Here is a 17,558-nt window from a genome sequence, read left to right as displayed (position 1 = left end):
GTAAAATTCTAGCGGTACTTAAGTACAACATACTTTTTGGTACTTGTTTAAAGTCTGCGGAGGGACATCTCGTAGACTCAAAAGAAAACTCAGCATTATTAGTTTTTCAAGTTTTTGGAGGAGAGGAAAATGAACAAGTTCACCTGTTTCATTATTGTCGGCGCAGTATTGTCGATTAGTGCGCCGGCCTTTGCTGAAAATCGTGCAGTTAATATCAGTGTTGGCAGTATTGGTGGTCCCTTAGATAATGCTGCTTTGCGAACAATTCGCCAGGTTATAGGGTTTGCAGTCGGCACTAGCACCGTCGATAAATTCATTGTATATAGTCCCACGGTGGGATCTCCTATTCCCATCGAAGGAGGTTTATCTGCTTGTGCTGAAGCTGGGTTCGGCACAAGCAATACAAGATTTAATGCTTTTATCAAGGAGTTGCGTTCAATTAATCCCAAACCAGGGACTTTCTACAATATAGAACTTACCGCAAGCTGCAAACAGAAATAAGAATGTCGTTTGCACTCAAGCGCGGTAGGATGGGCTGAGGTACGCAGCCCATCCATTCTTTTAGGTAATTACAGTTGGCTGCTCCCGGCCTATGGAGTTGCGAATCTGACCTATCTGATCAGCAAGGGTAATTAACGAAGCAAGTGCTTGTTGTGAATCGAGGTCATGCTTGGTAGGATCTGGCTCGTAGCTTTCTAGATAAATTCTTAGTGTTGCACCTTGAGTACCTGTACCCGAAAGTCGCACCACGATGCGGGAGCCATCGGTGAAGCCGATACGAATGCCTTGTTTATTGCTAACGCTACCATCAACAGGGTCAGTGTAGCTGAAGTCATCACCGTATGCGACTTGATAGTTACCGAATTGCTTTCCTTTGAGGGTTGGCACTAAAGAACGCAAGTTTTCCATCAAGGTGTTGGCTTGATCTGTATCTACGCCTTCATAGTCATGGCGAGAGTAATAATTGCGGCCATAAGTTTTCCAGTGTTCCCGCACAATTTGCTCAACAGATTGCTGTCGCACTGCCAAAATATTCAGCCAGAATAAAACAGCCCATAGCCCATCTTTTTCGCGCACATGGTTAGAGCCAGTGCCAAAGCTTTCTTCACCGCAGAGAGTAGCTTTATCTGCATCTAAAAGGTTGCCGAAAAACTTCCAACCTGTGGGCGTTTCATAGCATTCAATGCCAATCTGAGCAGCAACTCGATCTACTGCTTGACTGGTGGGCATTGATCGTGCTACTCCTGCCAAACCTGAGCTATAACCTGGGACTAGCTTGGCATTTGCAGCCAACACGGCTAGGCTATCGCTAGGGGTGACGAAGAACTTACGTCCTAAGATCATATTGCGATCGCCATCTCCATCAGAAGCTGCTCCAAAATCTGGTGCATTCTCGCCGTATAAGATATCTACCAACTCATGGGCATAAACTAGATTCGGGTCAGGATGCCCACCACCAAAGTCTTCTAAGGGTATACCATTACGCACAGTTCCCGCTGGTGCGCCCAAGCGCTGCTCAAAGATGGCATGAGCATAGGGGCCAGCCACCGCATGTAATGGATCCATGCTCATGCGGAAATTTCCAGAAGTCAGGAGTTGGCGAATGCGAGCAAAATCAAACAGAGACTCCATTAACTTTTCATAATCTTGCACGGAGTCAATGACTTCAACTACCATGTCTCCCATCCGAGACTCACCCAGAGTTTCTAAATCCACATTTGGTGCTTCCAGGATTAGGTAGCGCTCAATTACTTTGCTCTGAGCGTACATCGCCTCTGTGACTTTTTCCGGCGCTGGGCCCCCGTTGCTGGTATTGTACTTCACGCCAAAGTCACCCTCTGGGCCGCCCGGATTATGGCTAGCAGATAAAATAATGCCACCTAATGCCTGGTACTTGCGAATAATGCAGGATGTTGCAGGAGTGGACAAAATTCCCCCCTTACCAACTTTAATCCGCTCAATACCATTGGCTGCCGCCATTTTTAAAATGGTTTGAATGGCTTGGCGATTGTAGTAACGACCATCACCACCCAAGACTATGGTTTGTCCCCGTAAGTTTCCTATAGTATCGAAGATGGATTGGATAAAATTTTCCAGGTAATGGGGTTGCTTAAAGACGGTGACTGCTTTTCGCAACCCAGAAGTACCAGGCTTCTGATCAAAAAAGGGAGTAGTAGAGATCTGCTGACGGGTATTCATAGATAATATTTAACAAAGCTTTTCTCTCTATCCAGCTTTGCATAAGTTCGTAGCGAAAAAAATTACCATGCTTTAAACATTTGCCTATCTTTTTGCTAAAACCGATGGCAAACAGCGATCGCTCTCTGTGGCTGTCAAGACCCCAAGCTAAGCAGTTAATCGTCAAGCTTTAACAAGATGAACATTTTCGAGTAGTGGCGGCTGCGTTAGAAAAAATGTGCATCAGGGTAAAATTATAGAGCAAAGGTGTTGAACATATCTCGTCTTGGCAGTTTTCATTTAAGTAAAGCAATTGCCTTAATAACACTATTGTTCAACCTCATAGCTCAGAGTTTTAAGTTCTGACCTTAAAACTTCAACTTCCAAACTCGGAATTTCAACTTCCAAACTTGGAATTTCAACTTCCAAACTCGGAATTTCGAGATCAGGACTCGGAATTTCAACTTCCAAACTTGGAATTTCAACTTCCAAACTCGGAATTTCGAGATCAGAACGCCAAAATCTATATTTATACCGATTAAAAAAAAAGAATATCACAGACAGACCATTGTAGAGACGTTGCATTGCATTGTAGAGACGTTGCATTGCAACGTCTCTACCAAAGGATTTGTTGCAATGATTAATTGAATTGATATTAAGCGATCGCAAATCAACACAGTAAGCATTTAATATCTGCTGGCGTGAGCAAGAGAACATTGCCACCTCATGAAGCGATAGAGTGAGAAGTGCAGGATTTGGCGGAAGTAGGAATGGTGCGTAAACGCTTGATTATCGAGATGGGGATGGGAATAGACCAGCATGGACAAGAACCCACAGTAGCAGCGGCTAGGGCGGTACGTAATGCGATCGCGCACAATGCTTTACCCGGTGTTTGGGAAGTCGCTGGTTTGAGCGACCCTAATGAAATGATTGTGGAAGTTCAAATAGCAGTACCATATCCAGAACAAGTAAGAGAAGAGGAGGTACTAGCTGTACTACCCTTTGGTCGTAAAACGCTCACCGTAGAATCTGGGGGGATGGTGGTTCAAGGGCGAGCAATTCCCGAACTCAACGATAAAAATGATGAAATGCTAATTGCGATCGCTGCTGTTACGGTTCTGATCGAAAATTAGTAGCTCATATCAATTCTAAAAATAATCCGAAATACTTCGATTTGCCTGTGAATTTTGTTATGTTGCAACATAAATGAATGAGATGCACCTCGTATGCCAAAGTACAGTGTTAGCGAAGTTTTAGAGATTATCAAAAACCTCACAGCCGAAGAAAAGTTGGAATTGCAACAGTCTCTATCCAATATTTTAGGTACTATGGCTGCTACTGCTAAAACTATGGAATCTCATTCTCAGAATGTTGAGGGGATCAATATTGGTAGCGGGAACTCAGATATTGCATTTAATCAATTTCAGGCAGATCGGGGAAGCAGGGCAAATCAAAATAGAACTCAAGCTACACTTCAGAATGCTGATGTCGAGGAAGCCCTAAAGTTGCTCTCAAAATTGAAACAGGATATTGGTGCAAGTAATGCATTGAACCCGATTGAGAAAAGAACTTTAGAAGTCCCGCTACAAACAATTGAACAGGAATTGAAAAAGCCAAAGCCAGATAAGAGCCTAGTGGAGCAAGGAATTACATCACTGAAAAAAGGGTTAACTGGGGTGGCGGAGCTAGCTGACCCAGTGTTGAAACTAGCACCTTTGGTTGCTAAGGTATGGGCGGGAATATGAGCCAGGAATTTCCTAGTAGCGAGAATAAAGCTAGTCAAAATGTTAGTGATATTTCGATAACAGGTGAGCGCAACGTTGTCACCTTTAACCAAACTCAGATTCTACAAATCTCTGTTGAGGAGATTAAGACCCGTCAATTTAGAGAAACTTCACCATACAAAGGCTTAAAAAAATTCGAGCCAGAAGATAAAGACTTATTTTTTGGACGTGACCAATTTCTCACGGGTTTGGTAAATGAACTAGAACATACCAACCTGATTTTGCTATTGGGAGCTAGTGGTAGCGGCAAATCATCGGTTGTGCGTGCGGGTTTAATTCCCTGGCTCTTACAAGAAAAGGGGTCACAATTAGTTAACTTCATGTTTACCCCAGATAGTGACCCGTTTGAATCTTTTTATGGCAGCTTACTCAGTAAATATAGGCAAACAGAAGCCCAAATTGCCCGTGAAGCTAAAGCTGACACCCTAACTCAGGTGGTGACGAGGTTGAAGCAGCCTGAGTCTTACTGGCTTATTTTCATTGACCAGTTTGAAGAGTTGTTCACCACCACTCAGCCCCAAAAGTGTGCTCAGTTTATTGCCAGCTTGGTGAGATTGAGCAAAAACAAGGAGCATTCCGTCAAAATTGTGGCGACAATGCGGGCTGATTTTCTTGATAGATTAAGCCCCTTTCCCCAGCTAGTAAAAGCTACAGAGAAGCATCGTCCGCTGATTGCAGAAATGCAAGTAGATGAATTGCGGTTGGCAATTGAACAACCTGCGGCCCATCACGGTGTAGTCTATGAAACTGGAATGGTAGAGGAAATTATCAAAGATATTCAGGGACAGGCAGGCTATTTACCTCTATTACAGTACACTTTGAATTTACTTTGGGAAACAGAAGTAAAAAGTGGCAGTATCCAAGACCGCACCTTGAACACCAGTACCTACCGCCAGTTGGGTGGTGTTAGGGGTGCGCTGCAACAACGGGTAGATAGCATTTATGGAGCGTTACCTGAACAAGAAAAGTTGGCTACTCAGGGAATCTTTCTGAAACTGGTTGATATAGGTAAGGATTCTGAATCTGGTACTGAATGGAAGCCACTTCGCAGAAGGGCGTCGATGTCTGAGTTTAGCAATGAACTTGAGCGGACGGTGCTGGTGAAGTTGATTAATGAGAATTTATTGGTTAGCAATCGCCAGTTAAAATCTCCAGAATCTACAGTGGAAATTACTCATGAAACACTGCTTACTTCTTGGACTATTCTAAATATTTGGATTCGGGAAAATCGTCAGGCTATAGCTCTACGTAACAGGCTCAATGATGATGTAGCACACTGGCAAGCAAGGAAAGCAGAAGATGAATTGTGGGCTGGTTCAAAGTTAGAGCAAGTTTTAGAATTGCGAAAGGACTCCACGTTTAATCAACTGTTAGGTGGGTTTAGTCCTGCTGCGAATCAGTTTGTTGATGCTAGTGTTGGGTTGCGCGATCGCCTGCAAAGACGGAAAATTGCAGTGGGAATCACTTTTGCAGTCATCATAGCAATTGGTGGAGTATTGTATGTGTGGCAGCAGCAGCAATCTAAACAAACCATTGAAGCTGTTTTCCTCAGTGCAGAGACGACAAAAATTCTTAACTCCTTACCCGATTTCCTCACAGAAGCAGACAAGCTTAAGGATAAAGGAAATATAGAGCGATCGCTACCTTATTACCGCCGAGTCAGAGCAGAGACTGTCAAACTTCTCAGGAACTTCAAGGAAAGTCCAGAAGAAAAATTAGAAATTCAAAAATTATCGGATAGGTCTGAGGAATCTTTAGCGCAAGCAATTGAAGCGAAGTTAATTAAAAACCTTGAGAATGACTTAAAGAATGGTCATTATGATGATGCGCTAAAAAAAACTTATGACATTTTAATGCCAGATAACATTGGAGCAGGGGCTGATCTGAATAATAGTCGTCGGCTAGATAGTCTAGACGAGGCAGATATGATCCCTTGTAAAACTTTAATTGCAATCAGAAATTTGTGGCTTAAATATACCCAGAATCATTGTGATTGGTATGGAACAGGCTCTCCCTATCAAGCTCCAAATTGTATGAAACTAGGTAAAGAAACGCTCACAACTGCAATATTTGAATTTCCCTATGATTATGCGCTTAAACGTATTGACTTCTGTTATCAAAAATTTGATAAAACACTTAAATTAAGTACCTAAAAATACCAGAATTTTTAATTCTTTTAGATATATTTCAATTAAAAAAATTCTATTTGAAACCTTCACAACAAAATCGTATGAACAATACAAACCATTTAAATCGGCTAAAACCTGCTACACCAGCGGTATTAATTCCTTTGTATATTTTGGCAACTTGTGCCACAATCTATGCTGAAGTTCCCAAAACTGCGGTGATTCACCATGTATCCGACCCTGGAGTGAGGATGCTTCTAGGTGCTACAGACTCTGGCAGGGCTAAGCCAGGACAGCGAATGCAGCAGTATAAAGATGCTGTAGGAGTTCCTGGGTCTAAGACATCCCTGTCACGGCTTAGTCTGCGAAACCAAACAGATGGGCAAATTGGAGCGTTAGTAAAAGCTGGCCCTGCTTCTATCACTTCTGTTTACACATTTCCTTGTAAGGTAAGTGGTTCTGTATTATATGGCTGGCGACAGCATGGCGGTTCATGTAGTAATGGATTATGGGTAGTACCAGTAGGCCCGGAGTTGCAAGGCTCTAAAGTTCCATCTTCAAATACTGACACTGCCATAGCCTCTAAAAATCTCCTGAAAGCTCAAGCTTCTACTGATTTAGTCAAATATTACTGTAGTACAGTAGCAAACTCAAAAATAGGTCAGTGGATTACTTCAGCAGGTTTACTTTCACCAGATGTTGCTTGTCAGGAAGCAACCCAAAAATGTGAAGCAAGTACAGGTAGCAAATGTGTAGTGGCGAGCTTGGGCGAGTGGAGTGTCAAAGATCCTGATTTAGTAGTATCGATGCAGTGCGCTAGTAATAAAACTACTGAGATTTTGGCACGTACTGACCGAGGTAATGGCTCGGTGATAGATAAATTGCTGTCAGAACTAGAGCAGATGTCTCAAGCTGTTAGAGGTATTAACTGTGTGGCTGGTATCTACCACCCTAACGAACTGATTGTTTCACCCGCTAAGGATGAGCTTACCTTAATCCAAACTAATGATATCGGTGGCAATGTAGAAATTAATGTTTTGGTTGGCTCTGTCAACATCGTATCGACTGCAAAACCAAATGGATTAAAGGTACAAAAAGGGTTCAGATATCGCCTACGGGAAAATACTGTTACTAAGATCACAGACTGTTCTAGTAGACTTAAATCGCAGCCAGTTCAGGAGTTCTTAAACAGTGACAACTGGCCACAGGAGGTTAACAATCAACTGCAAGGTTATCGCTCAGATTTCTGTCAGTCTGCTGAGCGAGCTACTCCTGAGCCTACTATTACTCCTTTTGATCCTTTTGGTTCTTTTGATCCCTTTCGTCGTCGGCAACCACCTAGAATTCCTGGGCGTGGTGATTGATAAGTAGTAAGACAAAACTAATTACACAAATTTCGACCTGAAACCCTTATGTAGCCTAAAACCTAATGTGTAAATATTGCTGTCCGATTACTTAACAACTTATAGCAGCTTTAGATTAGTTTTAGATTCAGAGCATTTGTGAACAACAAGATTCCCGACTTATTAGAGAAGTCGGGAATCTAAGTCTTTCGCTATAACTGCTGTAGCGATACTTGCAAATAGTTCTAAGATAGAAATAGCGATAGTTTTTGCTTTTATGTTCGCAGTTGCTTTGGTAACTATTGCCTAGTAACTTAGAATAGAGCTATTGGGATAAAAATCTCTGGCAGTAAGTTCAAGACACCATTAATCTTCATCACTCCAGCGACATGTCTCAAGAGCATAACCAATCACTCCACGTTCAGCAAATAACCAAACTTAAACTGAAGCACTTTGCTGACTTAGTTAGAGCTGCACAATTGATTTTCGATCCCACAGCGGGAGTCTCAGGAAGAAATATAGAAGTTGACTGGCATCAATTCGGGATTCCTGATGATGTAGCAGACAATTTAAAATCACTTGGTGAGCAATACCAATATGCTTCTCCTCACATTCCTGTTGAAATCATTTGGAGTCAATTAACTCCAGAAACCCGCATTTGGTTCGTCGAAAATAAAGATAGGTTGTGGCAGTTTGAGGAAGCTTTTCCAGCACTTGACGAAGACTAAAAATGAAAAAGTCCATCCACTAGTAGATGGAGTTTTTGGGCATGGGAAACTCGGGGCCTTCTCTGGGGATAAGGGGCAATGGGGCATGGGAAAGAAGCTACCAATGCCCTATACTTGGCTTACCTGGGCTTTGCTCGGCACGAGTCGCTCAGTACAAGTGCCATTCGCCCAAAACAGCGGGGCGACTATCTCTCTACAGACACCTGGGGATGGAGTTCCCGTCGCTTTCAATCAAGATGTGAAGATGACCGTTGACCATAACTAACTCATCCGTTAGGCAGAACGGTATATTGAAGATGTCGCCTCGTTAGTCAGAGGGCACAGAATTTGTAACTTTCTAAAATTAGTTCAGAATATCAAAAACGACTGACATTAGTAAACTTCTTTTGGCTTTCTCTGAATTCCCACCATCATTCGACTCGTTGTTTGAAGCAGGGAGGCCAGGAAAAGTGCGTGTAAATATTTAATTTATTTAAGATAACTTATAGGAGTGTCATACCATGTTATTCCAAGACCGAAGGTTAGCGGGTGAGTTTTTAGCTGGGGAGTTAGCGGCTTATGCTAACCGTCCAGACGTGGTAGTATTAGGGCTGCCGAGGGGTGGCGTACCCGTTGCCTTTGAGGTTTGCCAAGCGTTAAATGCTCCCTTAGATGTTTTGGTGGTAAGGAAATTAGGTGTACCGGAGCAAGAGGAACTTGCAATGGGGGCGATCGCCTCTGGTGGTGTGCAGATACTGAATGAGTATATTGTCAACGAAGTCAAGATATCCGATGAAGTAATAGCCAGGATTGCGGTGCAAGAACAACGAGAGCTAGAGCGCCGGGAACGCCTATATCGGGGCGATAAACCCGATGTAAATTTATGGGGACGCACTGTCATCTTGGTAGATGACGGCTTAGCAACAGGTGCAACTATGTGGGCTGCTATTGTAGCTGTGCGAAAACAGCAACCCGCTAAGATTGTAGTTGCTGTGCCGGTGGCTGCACTCGAAACCTGCCAAGTGTTGGAAGCTGAGGTAGATGAAATGGTATATATTGCGACACCTAGCCCCTTCTACAGCGTTAGTCTCTGGTACGACAATTTTCCCCAAACCACAGATGAAGAAGTTCGTAACCTACTTACCAAAGCTACGAACAACTATCAATTATTATCTTCAGGGAAGTAAATAAACTTTGGCGCTTGGGAGTAACAGGAACTTACTAAGTAATTCAGGCTATAAACTCCTGGTTATAGACAGCGTAGGCGATATGCGATCGCATTATGTTGCACCAACTGCCGAACCCAGAGAGAGCGATTGAGAGTTTAATTTGACAAAACCCCGCATTACCCGCTCTAAAAGTATTTTATACACTAACAGCCGTATAGTTGTTGTGTTGTTTTACCCGTAATGCGAGGCATCCATTTACCTCCAAAATTATTAAACGCGTTCACCCAGGAAAATGCAGCATTGGTAGAAGTGCTATTGTTAGCGGATGGCGTATGTACGTTGAAGTTACATGTAGTTGATGGGGCTTGATAGCCAGGAGAAGCAGCAGATTGTGCTTCAATGTTATTTACAGTTCTTTGGTAGTTGTCAATAATCGATTGAGAGGATTGGTTAAAGTTCCCCACCGCATTGTTAGTTGGTTGTATGGGCGAGCCAGCAGGACGATAGGAACCATCGATAGGAAGTGTGCCGTTCATCGCGCCCTGTAACATCTCAGTGAGATAGTTAATCTCTTGTTGAGTGTTCGCATCATCAACTTGCTGTGCAAATGCTGACAATGGGGCGGAAGTAAGGGCAACTGTAATAAGTAATCCGAAATACTTATTGAACATAGTAAGTTCTCCTACTAAGTCAAAGGAATTAATGGAATTATACATTAAAGTTAAACACACTACAATACACTTTTCTACGCCTTACTGGTTTCGATTCTGCATAGGCGATCACAATTATTCTATATGCGCGATCGCCTTCAATTATGAGTTAATTACGCTCCTCCAGTATTAGTGTAGACTCAGCCGATCGCCCAAATTCTTCTGGTGCATATTGCAGATGAACTTCAGCACCAGGCCAAAGGAATGTACCGGGAGTAACAGAACGTACTAAGTAATGCAGGCTATAAACACCTGGTTCCAGGTGGTCAGCGTAGGCGATAATGCGATCGCGATGGATAATTTTAAACCCAAGTTCCCAGCTATCTGCTTTTGCTTGTAATGCTGCTGTAGCAGTTTGAAAACTTGCATCCACCGCCTCAAATCCTGCTGGTAAAGGGTCTTTAATTACTAAATGATCTACAGAGTGATCGACAATAATTTCCAATCCAATATCAAACACCTGTCCACTTTCTAAAGTTAATGGTTTATCAAATGCATAAAGACCTAACTTTTGCAATACTTTTTCCTGATTCACACTGCGAATTTCTCGTGATACTCGTAAACCATTAAACCTGCCTGGTTGATTTCCTTGCAAGCGATAATTATAGGCAACTAAATAATGTAAAGCGCCTTTACCTGCTTTTTTTAGTAGTAAATCATGACGCCCTCGGGGTAAATTATTCATTGGCACATTTATTTGTAAGCTAGGATTTTGGTAGCCATCAAAGCGATTTTCTCCTAACTTCTTACCAGCTAATTGGACTGTGGTGAAAAAATTAGGCGGTGTCGGTTGTAGTTGGCTATATTCAACCAAAGCTGTTAAAGCTTGAGCATTATTATAGTTAGTCTGCCATGTACCATCCCGTCGCAATGCCAAAAGACTTTGGAATAACTTATCTATAATTTCTGGTTTACTTTGCTTGGCTATCAATAGGCGTAAAGCTTGCGCTTGTGCTGTAGTAGATGAACTCATCCATCCCCAACTACGGGGTAAACTTATAACTGCTGTGCGACCAGTTTCATATATATTTTGTTGTAACTTGGTCAACATTTGTTGTGACTCATCTTGCCATTCTGAGAATTGAGATAAGTATCGCGCTAGTTTAATTTGAGTTACTAAATCAAAGTTATTACGCTGTTGATAAATATCTGCTAGGAAACTATTGCGTTTATCTCCCAATTCTGCTAAGCCTATTAAGGCATTAAGTTGTAATTGATTTTTGCATAGTTGCTGTTTGCAAAAATCAAATTGTCCGGGGTTAGCTAGAACTTTTTGCAAATAACCTTTCAGGCGCGAAAGTATTCCAGAATCTACCAAACCAGGGAATTCCTGACTTGCTTTAACCAAAGACTCTGCTGCATAGGAAGAAACCCAAGGGTCGGATTTTTCTTGTTCTGGGAAAGCAGCAAAACCACCATCTGATATTTGAAGTTTTTGGAGTTTTTCTAGTGCTATATTTGCCTGGTTGCTAGGATTAAATTCTGACAAAAGGGATTGGGAAGATTTCCCAGTCCCCAGTCCCCAGTCCCCATTTTTGTCCAAGAGTTTGTAGATTAGCCGCAATTATTAGTTGACTTGCTGCTGGTTCTGCAAATGGTAAATCATCATCTGCTAAAACCTGCTGTGCTGGTGCTTTAATCTCAGGTATTAAGGTACTCGCTAATTGAATATTTAAACCTCCGGCTTCCGGGAAGATATTTTTATCGACATTCAGCGGAATCTTTACTTGTTTTTCGGTGACACCAGTTTCAACAACTTGTTCTGTAATTTCCAGCGGCTTAATTTCCAAAGGTACTTCAAAAGCATCTGCTGTATCATTTAGCTGGGTGGCTTAGTTGTGATAAACGTCGCATCGCCATTGCCAAAACGCAGATTTCCATCAGTGGCGACAGCCATCACTCGCCATGTAGTTAAGTCATCCGGTAATTTAAAGGTAATCTGTGCTTTACCATTAGCATCAGTAATCACAGAACCATTGTAGTAAGCTAAGGCTTGAAAATCTCTGCGGACGCGCGTATTTGCTGCACCTGTTGACAACCCACCACCATAACCCCAGCCTTTGGGTTTCGCGACATCTTGGGGTTGTAAGATTACATCCGATCGATTATCGCTAAAGCGAGTAGATATCGGTTGTTCTGCATAAACCGTATCTACTAAATTTGGAGGACGATAACCAGAAAGTTGTAGCACCGCTTCATTCACCACCATGACTGTAAACTGTCCTTGGGTGGGTTTACCTTGATTATCCTGAAGTTCCAGTTGTACCGTTTCCTCTCCACCAGGTTCTAATGATGTTTGCACTGGCTTAACTTGCAGTTTTAAATACTTATCTTCCAAGTTGATTTTAAAGGGTGCAAAGCCAATGCGTACCAAGTTATCTAAACTTCCAGCTTCTACCTGGCTAATAGGTGTACCTTGTCTTACCAACACAGCTTCAAAAGCCGCATTTGGCAGCATTTCTGGTGTTACTTCAAACTGAATTTGTGGCGCTCCTCCCTTAACTTTGGTAATTTGCTGATAAAGAGGTTTGTCTTTAACAATAGCAAAGTACAATTCGGCATCTGGATAGGGAGATTGAATTAGTGCAGTAGCAGTTTCACCTGGTTTAAACTCTGTTTTATCAAGCTTAACTTCCAGGATGTTTCGCTCTCTCGAACCCCAAAATACGGGATTTCCTCCAGTTACCCAAATTTGTAAATCTGTAAAGACATTACATGTAGCGTCTCTACAACCATCGCTAAAATTAGCTCGAATGCGGTACGAACCTGATTCAGTTGGTGTAAGAGTTACTGATTGTGGATTGCTAGCAGATATAACTTCTGTTTGTCCTACCGTTTTATATTCAACTTGATTTTTTAGTGTGCGGCTACCTTCAACTAATTGCGTGACACTGCTATATTTCATTTGTTGTAATTCCAAGCGCACCCGTTGACCTGTTATTGGTTTTCCTGTAGGATCAGTAACAATAACTTCAAGAGAAAAAGCTTTACCCGGATCAGCAACAAAATTACTTTTTAACCCGATAAGCCGATTACTTGGTAACGCTGTAAAAGTTTGAGAATTCGCTACAGATAGATTAGAAACATCTGCAACTTGCACATCTACCCGATAAAGCATCGGATAAGGCAAATCTTTAGCCACAGTTACCGTTTGACTAATATTACCATTAGCATCCAACTGGGCATCAGTTTGCAACACATCGCTAGGGACAGAAGGACTTTCCTCTGGCCATAACCATTGCCTGCCAAAAGCAAATTCTTGCCACCCTTTGGGGATAAAATTAGTCTGCTGGCGAGTAATAAAATACTTAGCTTTACCTCCTTCCACAGGCGCACCAAATAGATAATTACTTGTAGCTTTAGCCTCTACTTTCTCGTCAATCAAGGCAAATTCTTTATCTAAGTTGAGTTCGACTTTAAAATTGGGGGGCTTAAACTCAGCTATGCGAAATTCTCCAGTAATTTCTTGCCCATTTTTACCTTTAGCCTGAATTGTATAGTACCCTAAAGGCTGAGTCTTGTTGATTGGCAATTCTAAAGAAAATGTACCAAACTCGTTTGTAGTTTGCGTACCCAAATCAGTTTTTTTACCATCGGAATTTACCAAAGTTAATTGGTAAACAGCTTTTTTATCTTGTTGAATTGTGCCATTTTGCAAGTAGTCAGCAAAACCAGTCAACCAAGCTTTTTCTCCTGGTTGATATAACTGTCTATCTGAGAAGATTACCCCACGCGATTCTGGCTTACTATCTTGCCAACCTGCATCAATACCATATCCATAAACACCGCTATATTCCTCAGTTCTAGTAAACGCCCAATCTTGATTTTCACGCGCAATTACTAACAGTTGAGGTAATTTAACAGAGCTTTTATTTCCTGGATAACATTGCTGTAAATCTTGACGATTAATTCTAAAAGTTCCATTTTCATCAGTTTTACCTGTTGCACAAGGTACTGGTTCAGGGCGAGATTTTGCCTGTAATTTTGATTGATAAATTTCGATAGCAGCAGCTTTAACTGGCGAACCATCACTAAGATGACTCACGCGAATTAATCCTGACTCTGGAAACCATTGGCTAAATATGCCCAAATTTGTCAATTCAACCAAACCATAAGTCACAGGTTCACGCCATAGTTCTTTACCATTCTCTTGATATTTATTAGTGCGTGCTTGCACTCCATAAGCTAACATTCCCGTAGCAGCACCTATTTTTTCTCGGAGAGGAACTGTAACGTCAACTGATTGATTTTTCTTACCTGCTAATTTGAAACTTTGCCATTCAGAAGGTTTTGGTAAGAAATCATTACCGTAATTTAAATAAATTAAATCTGTCGGTTTAATTACTTTATAAGCAGCTTTGTAATTTGATTCTGGCAAATTTACTGTACTAATATTTAGCTGCAAATCTTTCCCCGCGGGGAAAATATTCAAATCTGATGGTGTCCAGATATCCCCAGCTAAATCTCCACTATCATATTTAATTGTGAGAGGTTTACCCAAAGTCTGACCAAATTTATCTTTAAGATTTGCGCCAATAGTAATTGTATAAGTAGTGGCTGGGGCTAAAGCATAAGGGTTAATACTGACAATTCTATCTTCATCATTTACTTCTACAATTCGCGGAATGGCTTTTGGCGTTGGCTCAATTTTAATATTTTCTCTAGCTGCATTTGCTATTAGGATGTTATTAAATTCTAGCTGAGGGCTACCTTTGATAAATCTTCCATAGGTTCCCGCAGCATCAGGCTGTCCATAAAACTTAATTCCCTGAAATGTCAAAGGAAAATAAGTGGTTAACTTACTAGCAAACTGTTTATCTGTGGGTATATTGCCATAAGCTGGAAGTATCCCCGGAGAAAAATCTAGGCGATAACGTGTTGCTTTTTCAAGATTTGGCTGGGGAATAAGATTATAAATCCAATTATGTGCCGAGGGGTCAAATTTTTCTAAAGGGTCTTCATTTTCTAATGCCTCTTCTTTAGCTAATTCAACTTGGAAACGCACATTCTTATTTTTACCTTCTGAAATAAACCGTAAATGTTCTTGTACGGAAGCTAAATCTAGCTCTACATTCGAGTTAAATTGCAACTTCTGCTGTAAATCAATTGGTTCAGCATCAGCTTTTTCAATAGGATTAACACCAGGTAAATTAGTCAGCTTGATAGGTTCAGTATTAAAAGTCCAAGCTAAATCTTTATCTAATCGATGATTTGTTAAATCTGCCAAACCTGCTTTGAGAGTAACTTGAAATCGGGTAGCTTTTGGTAATGCTTTATCAGCTTGGAATCCCACCATGCGCGGTGTCAAAAATCGAAATTGACCGGGTAAAGGCGGCCAAAGCTCAAATTTTTGTAATAGCTTTTGTTGTTCTGGACTATCAAGACTCTCAACTTGTATTAAAGCCTCTTTAAACCGGATGCGAATTTGATTAAGAGGTTTAGTATCTCCAATCGGACTAATTTGTTCAATCCAGTCTGGTAACTTTGGTGGTGTGAGTGGCGAAACTGCTGGTAATTGTTCCTTACCTGGCGAAATACTAAGCAAGTTACATCCTGATATTCCCAGTAAAAGTGTAATGAGCAATAGAGACTGGATTAAAATTCTGATAATCATATTTATTTAATTAATTCAAAAAAAATAGTCAGCAAAAATTAGCATTTATCGATTGCTTGATCAATGCTTAAGCTACTACGATATGACTAATTATAAGTGCCTAAATTTTGAGTACACTATCGTTATTTACATAGATAACTAGTCTAGTATGTTTGTTCCTAAAAATAATTACAATTCTTAATGATGTAAGTTAGGGCGCATAGCTGTGTGCTAGTACAGCGTATTGCATCAAAACAAGAACGACTATAAATTTGTGTAAATAATAATTTCTATCTACAAAGGTATTAAAAATGAATTGTTAATTATTTGACATATTGCCTGATACATCTGTAATCGCTGCGTCAAAATTAAGGTAAATTCTCTTAGTTAGGGAATTATCTAATGAAACTAACTTCGCGATCGCTAATCTATATTAAGCACAAACTTAGGCATCAAATAAATCGCAAAACTAGTAAAGTTATCCTGGCTATCCTACTAATTTGCTTAGTAGTACGCCTATTTCCTTATTTTGCGCCCATTCGTGCCACAGACATTGTACAAAATCAGCTGGCAATGCAGTTTAGCGATCGCAATGGACTATCATTAGGAACATTGCTCACTCGTGACCAAGAGCATACAGCAGTAGTACCCCTAAATCAAGTTTCCCCCCAGTTTATCCATGCGATTTTAGCCGCCGAAGATGGTAGCTTTTATGAACACGGGGCGTTGGATATGAAAGCAATTATCCGCGCCATTAAAGAAGCCATTCACGCCAAAAGAATAGTTTCTGGTGCTTCCACAATTACCATGCAGTTAGCGCGGATGTTAAATCCCGTCCCTCGCACTCTATCAGGTAAAATGAGTGAGATTTGGTTATCTTGGCGCTTAGCAGCAGGGATGAACAAAGATGAAATTCTTACTGCATACATCAATCGGCTGCCAATGGGAGGGAATATATATGGTGTGGAAGCAGCAGCCCGTATTTATTTCTCCATCCCAGCCAGTGAATTAAACCTCGCTCAATCTACTCTTCTGGCTGCTATTCCCAATAATCCCACTTACTTTAATCCTTATAGGCATTGGGAACGGTTGAAGCAACGCCAGAAATATGTCCTCAATCGTATGGTACAAGATGGATATATTACTCCCCTAATCGCACGAACATCCGCTGAAAAGGTTGTGTTTCAGTCTCGTCAGCGAGGAATTATTGCTGCACCACATTTTTTATTTTGGTTAGCCAGTCAATTGTCTGAGACGCAAACCCCAGAAATTTCCTCCCCCATCCGCACTACTATAAATCGTCCCTTGCAACAGTTTGTAGAAGCACAAGTGCAGCAAGTAATTTCTTCCCTTGCGGCTAACAACGTCCATGATGCAGCTGCTTTAGTAATTAACAACCACACGGGCGAAGTTTTAGCTTATGTCGGTTCGCCTGATTACTTCAATGAAGCAAAACTGGGACGCAATGATGGAGTACAATCTTTGCGTCAACCAGGTTCTACCCTCAAGCCTTTTGTATATGAATTAGCTTTAGAAAAACGTATAATTCGCCCACATACCATTCTGGCAGATGTACCTGCTCACTACGCCATTCCCGGCGCAAAACTATATAGCCCCACAGATTACACCGAAAGTTTTCTTGGCCCTGTACGGGTGCGAGTCGCTTTAGCCAATTCCCTAAATGTCCCAGCAGTGAGAGTTTTAGAAAAAGTAGGTGTGCAGACTTTCCTGGAACATCTGCATCAACTGGGGTTTGAACACCTCAATCAAACCGCAGAACATTATGGTTTAGGGCTGACTCTTGGTAGTGGCGAAGTCAGTTTATGGGAATTAGCTAGAGCTTACGTCACCCTTGCACGACTTGGAGAAGCCACCCCATTAGTAACAACAATTCCCCATGCCCCATCCCCCATGCCCTATGCCCCATGCCCCATGCCCCATGCCCTAT

Annotated in this window: 12 protein-coding genes and 1 pseudogene; 9 read left to right on the top strand and 4 right to left on the bottom strand. The window is 41.5% G+C overall.

Annotated elements, in window-relative coordinates; translation table 11 throughout:
* Nucleotides 1-129: 129 nt before the first annotated feature.
* Entirely contained in the window at nt 130-501 is a 372-nt protein-coding gene (locus tag IQ246_RS04115) for a hypothetical protein (RefSeq protein ID WP_194000382.1), read from the top strand.
* Nucleotides 502-561: 60 nt separating this feature from the next.
* Here the strand turns inward: IQ246_RS04115 and IQ246_RS04110 are convergent, their stop codons facing one another.
* On the bottom strand, nt 562-2,199 hold the full coding sequence (locus IQ246_RS04110) for an alpha-D-glucose phosphate-specific phosphoglucomutase (RefSeq protein WP_194000380.1): 1,638 nt from the start codon (nt 2,197-2,199) through the stop codon (nt 562-564).
* 306 nt (nt 2,200-2,505) lie between these two features.
* Entirely contained in the window at nt 2,506-2,895 is a 390-nt protein-coding gene (locus tag IQ246_RS04105; RefSeq protein WP_194000378.1) for a hypothetical protein, read from the bottom strand.
* Between the two features lie 53 nt (nt 2,896-2,948).
* Between IQ246_RS04105 and IQ246_RS04100 the strand changes: the two genes are divergently transcribed.
* The 7 genes from IQ246_RS04100 to IQ246_RS04070 all read left to right on the top strand — a co-directional run bounded on the left by IQ246_RS04100 (nt 2,949) and on the right by IQ246_RS04070 (nt 9,325).
* Nucleotides 2,949-3,311, top strand: coding sequence for a Lin0512 family protein (locus tag IQ246_RS04100; protein ID WP_194000454.1), 363 nt, complete (start codon nt 2,949-2,951; stop codon nt 3,309-3,311).
* A 93-nt stretch (nt 3,312-3,404) separates the two neighbouring features.
* A complete protein-coding gene (locus IQ246_RS04095) occupies nt 3,405-3,923 on the top strand; it encodes a hypothetical protein (RefSeq protein WP_194000376.1) in 519 nt (172 codons plus the stop codon).
* The gene (locus IQ246_RS04090; protein WP_244141921.1) at nt 3,920-6,115 is read left to right on the top strand and encodes an ATP-binding protein; all 2,196 of its coding nucleotides are present in this window, start codon (nt 3,920-3,922) and stop codon (nt 6,113-6,115) included. The genes IQ246_RS04095 and IQ246_RS04090 overlap by 4 nt, the downstream gene beginning before the upstream one ends.
* Before the next feature lie 77 nt (nt 6,116-6,192).
* Nucleotides 6,193-7,452 (top strand): hypothetical protein, encoded by a 1,260-nt coding sequence (locus IQ246_RS04085; RefSeq protein WP_194000375.1) that lies wholly within the window; start codon nt 6,193-6,195, stop codon nt 7,450-7,452.
* 368 nt (nt 7,453-7,820) lie between these two features.
* Nucleotides 7,821-8,159, top strand: a complete 339-nt coding sequence (locus tag IQ246_RS04080) for a hypothetical protein (protein ID WP_194000373.1) — start codon at nt 7,821-7,823, stop codon at nt 8,157-8,159.
* Nucleotides 8,160-8,237: 78 nt separating this feature from the next.
* On the top strand, nt 8,238-8,414 hold the full coding sequence (locus IQ246_RS04075; protein WP_194000370.1) for a hypothetical protein: 177 nt from the start codon (nt 8,238-8,240) through the stop codon (nt 8,412-8,414).
* Nucleotides 8,415-8,659: 245 nt separating this feature from the next.
* Entirely contained in the window at nt 8,660-9,325 is a 666-nt protein-coding gene (locus IQ246_RS04070) for a phosphoribosyltransferase (RefSeq protein ID WP_194000368.1), read from the top strand.
* Nucleotides 9,326-9,510: 185 nt separating this feature from the next.
* On the opposite strand, the gene IQ246_RS04065 is transcribed toward IQ246_RS04070, so the two are convergent.
* Nucleotides 9,511-9,978: a hypothetical protein gene (locus tag IQ246_RS04065; protein ID WP_194000366.1), complete on the bottom strand. Its 468-nt coding sequence runs from the start codon at nt 9,976-9,978 to the stop codon at nt 9,511-9,513.
* A gap of 148 nt (nt 9,979-10,126) precedes the next feature.
* Nucleotides 10,127-15,631: pseudogene (locus IQ246_RS04060) on the bottom strand (alpha-2-macroglobulin).
* 381 nt (nt 15,632-16,012) lie between these two features.
* Here IQ246_RS04060 and IQ246_RS04055 point away from each other — a divergent pair.
* Nucleotides 16,013-17,558 (top strand): penicillin-binding protein 1C (locus IQ246_RS04055; RefSeq protein WP_194000364.1); only part of this gene is annotated, 1,546 nt, incomplete at its 3' end.

It is taken from the genome of aff. Roholtiella sp. LEGE 12411 (assembly GCF_015206995.1).
GTDB lineage: Bacteria > Cyanobacteriota > Cyanobacteriia > Cyanobacteriales > Nostocaceae > Komarekiella.
This window is presented reverse-complemented; position numbering and strand designations above follow the sequence as displayed.

Bases quoted from the DNA above. Each gene is read 5' to 3' on its own strand.
- IQ246_RS04115 (WP_194000382.1), top strand. From the start codon at position 130: ATGAACAAGTTCACCTGTTTCATTATTGTCGGCGCAGTATTGTCGATT.
- IQ246_RS04110 (WP_194000380.1), bottom strand. From the start codon at position 2,199: ATGAATACCCGTCAGCAGATCTCTACTACTCCCTTTTTTGATCAGAAG.
- IQ246_RS04105 (WP_194000378.1), bottom strand. From the start codon at position 2,895: ATGTTCTCTTGCTCACGCCAGCAGATATTAAATGCTTACTGTGTTGAT.
- IQ246_RS04100 (WP_194000454.1), top strand. From the start codon at position 2,949: ATGGTGCGTAAACGCTTGATTATCGAGATGGGGATGGGAATAGACCAG.
- IQ246_RS04095 (WP_194000376.1), top strand. From the start codon at position 3,405: ATGCCAAAGTACAGTGTTAGCGAAGTTTTAGAGATTATCAAAAACCTC.
- IQ246_RS04090 (WP_244141921.1), top strand. From the start codon at position 3,920: ATGAGCCAGGAATTTCCTAGTAGCGAGAATAAAGCTAGTCAAAATGTT.
- IQ246_RS04085 (WP_194000375.1), top strand. From the start codon at position 6,193: ATGAACAATACAAACCATTTAAATCGGCTAAAACCTGCTACACCAGCG.
- IQ246_RS04080 (WP_194000373.1), top strand. From the start codon at position 7,821: ATGTCTCAAGAGCATAACCAATCACTCCACGTTCAGCAAATAACCAAA.
- IQ246_RS04075 (WP_194000370.1), top strand. From the start codon at position 8,238: ATGGGGCATGGGAAAGAAGCTACCAATGCCCTATACTTGGCTTACCTG.
- IQ246_RS04070 (WP_194000368.1), top strand. From the start codon at position 8,660: ATGTTATTCCAAGACCGAAGGTTAGCGGGTGAGTTTTTAGCTGGGGAG.
- IQ246_RS04065 (WP_194000366.1), bottom strand. From the start codon at position 9,978: ATGTTCAATAAGTATTTCGGATTACTTATTACAGTTGCCCTTACTTCC.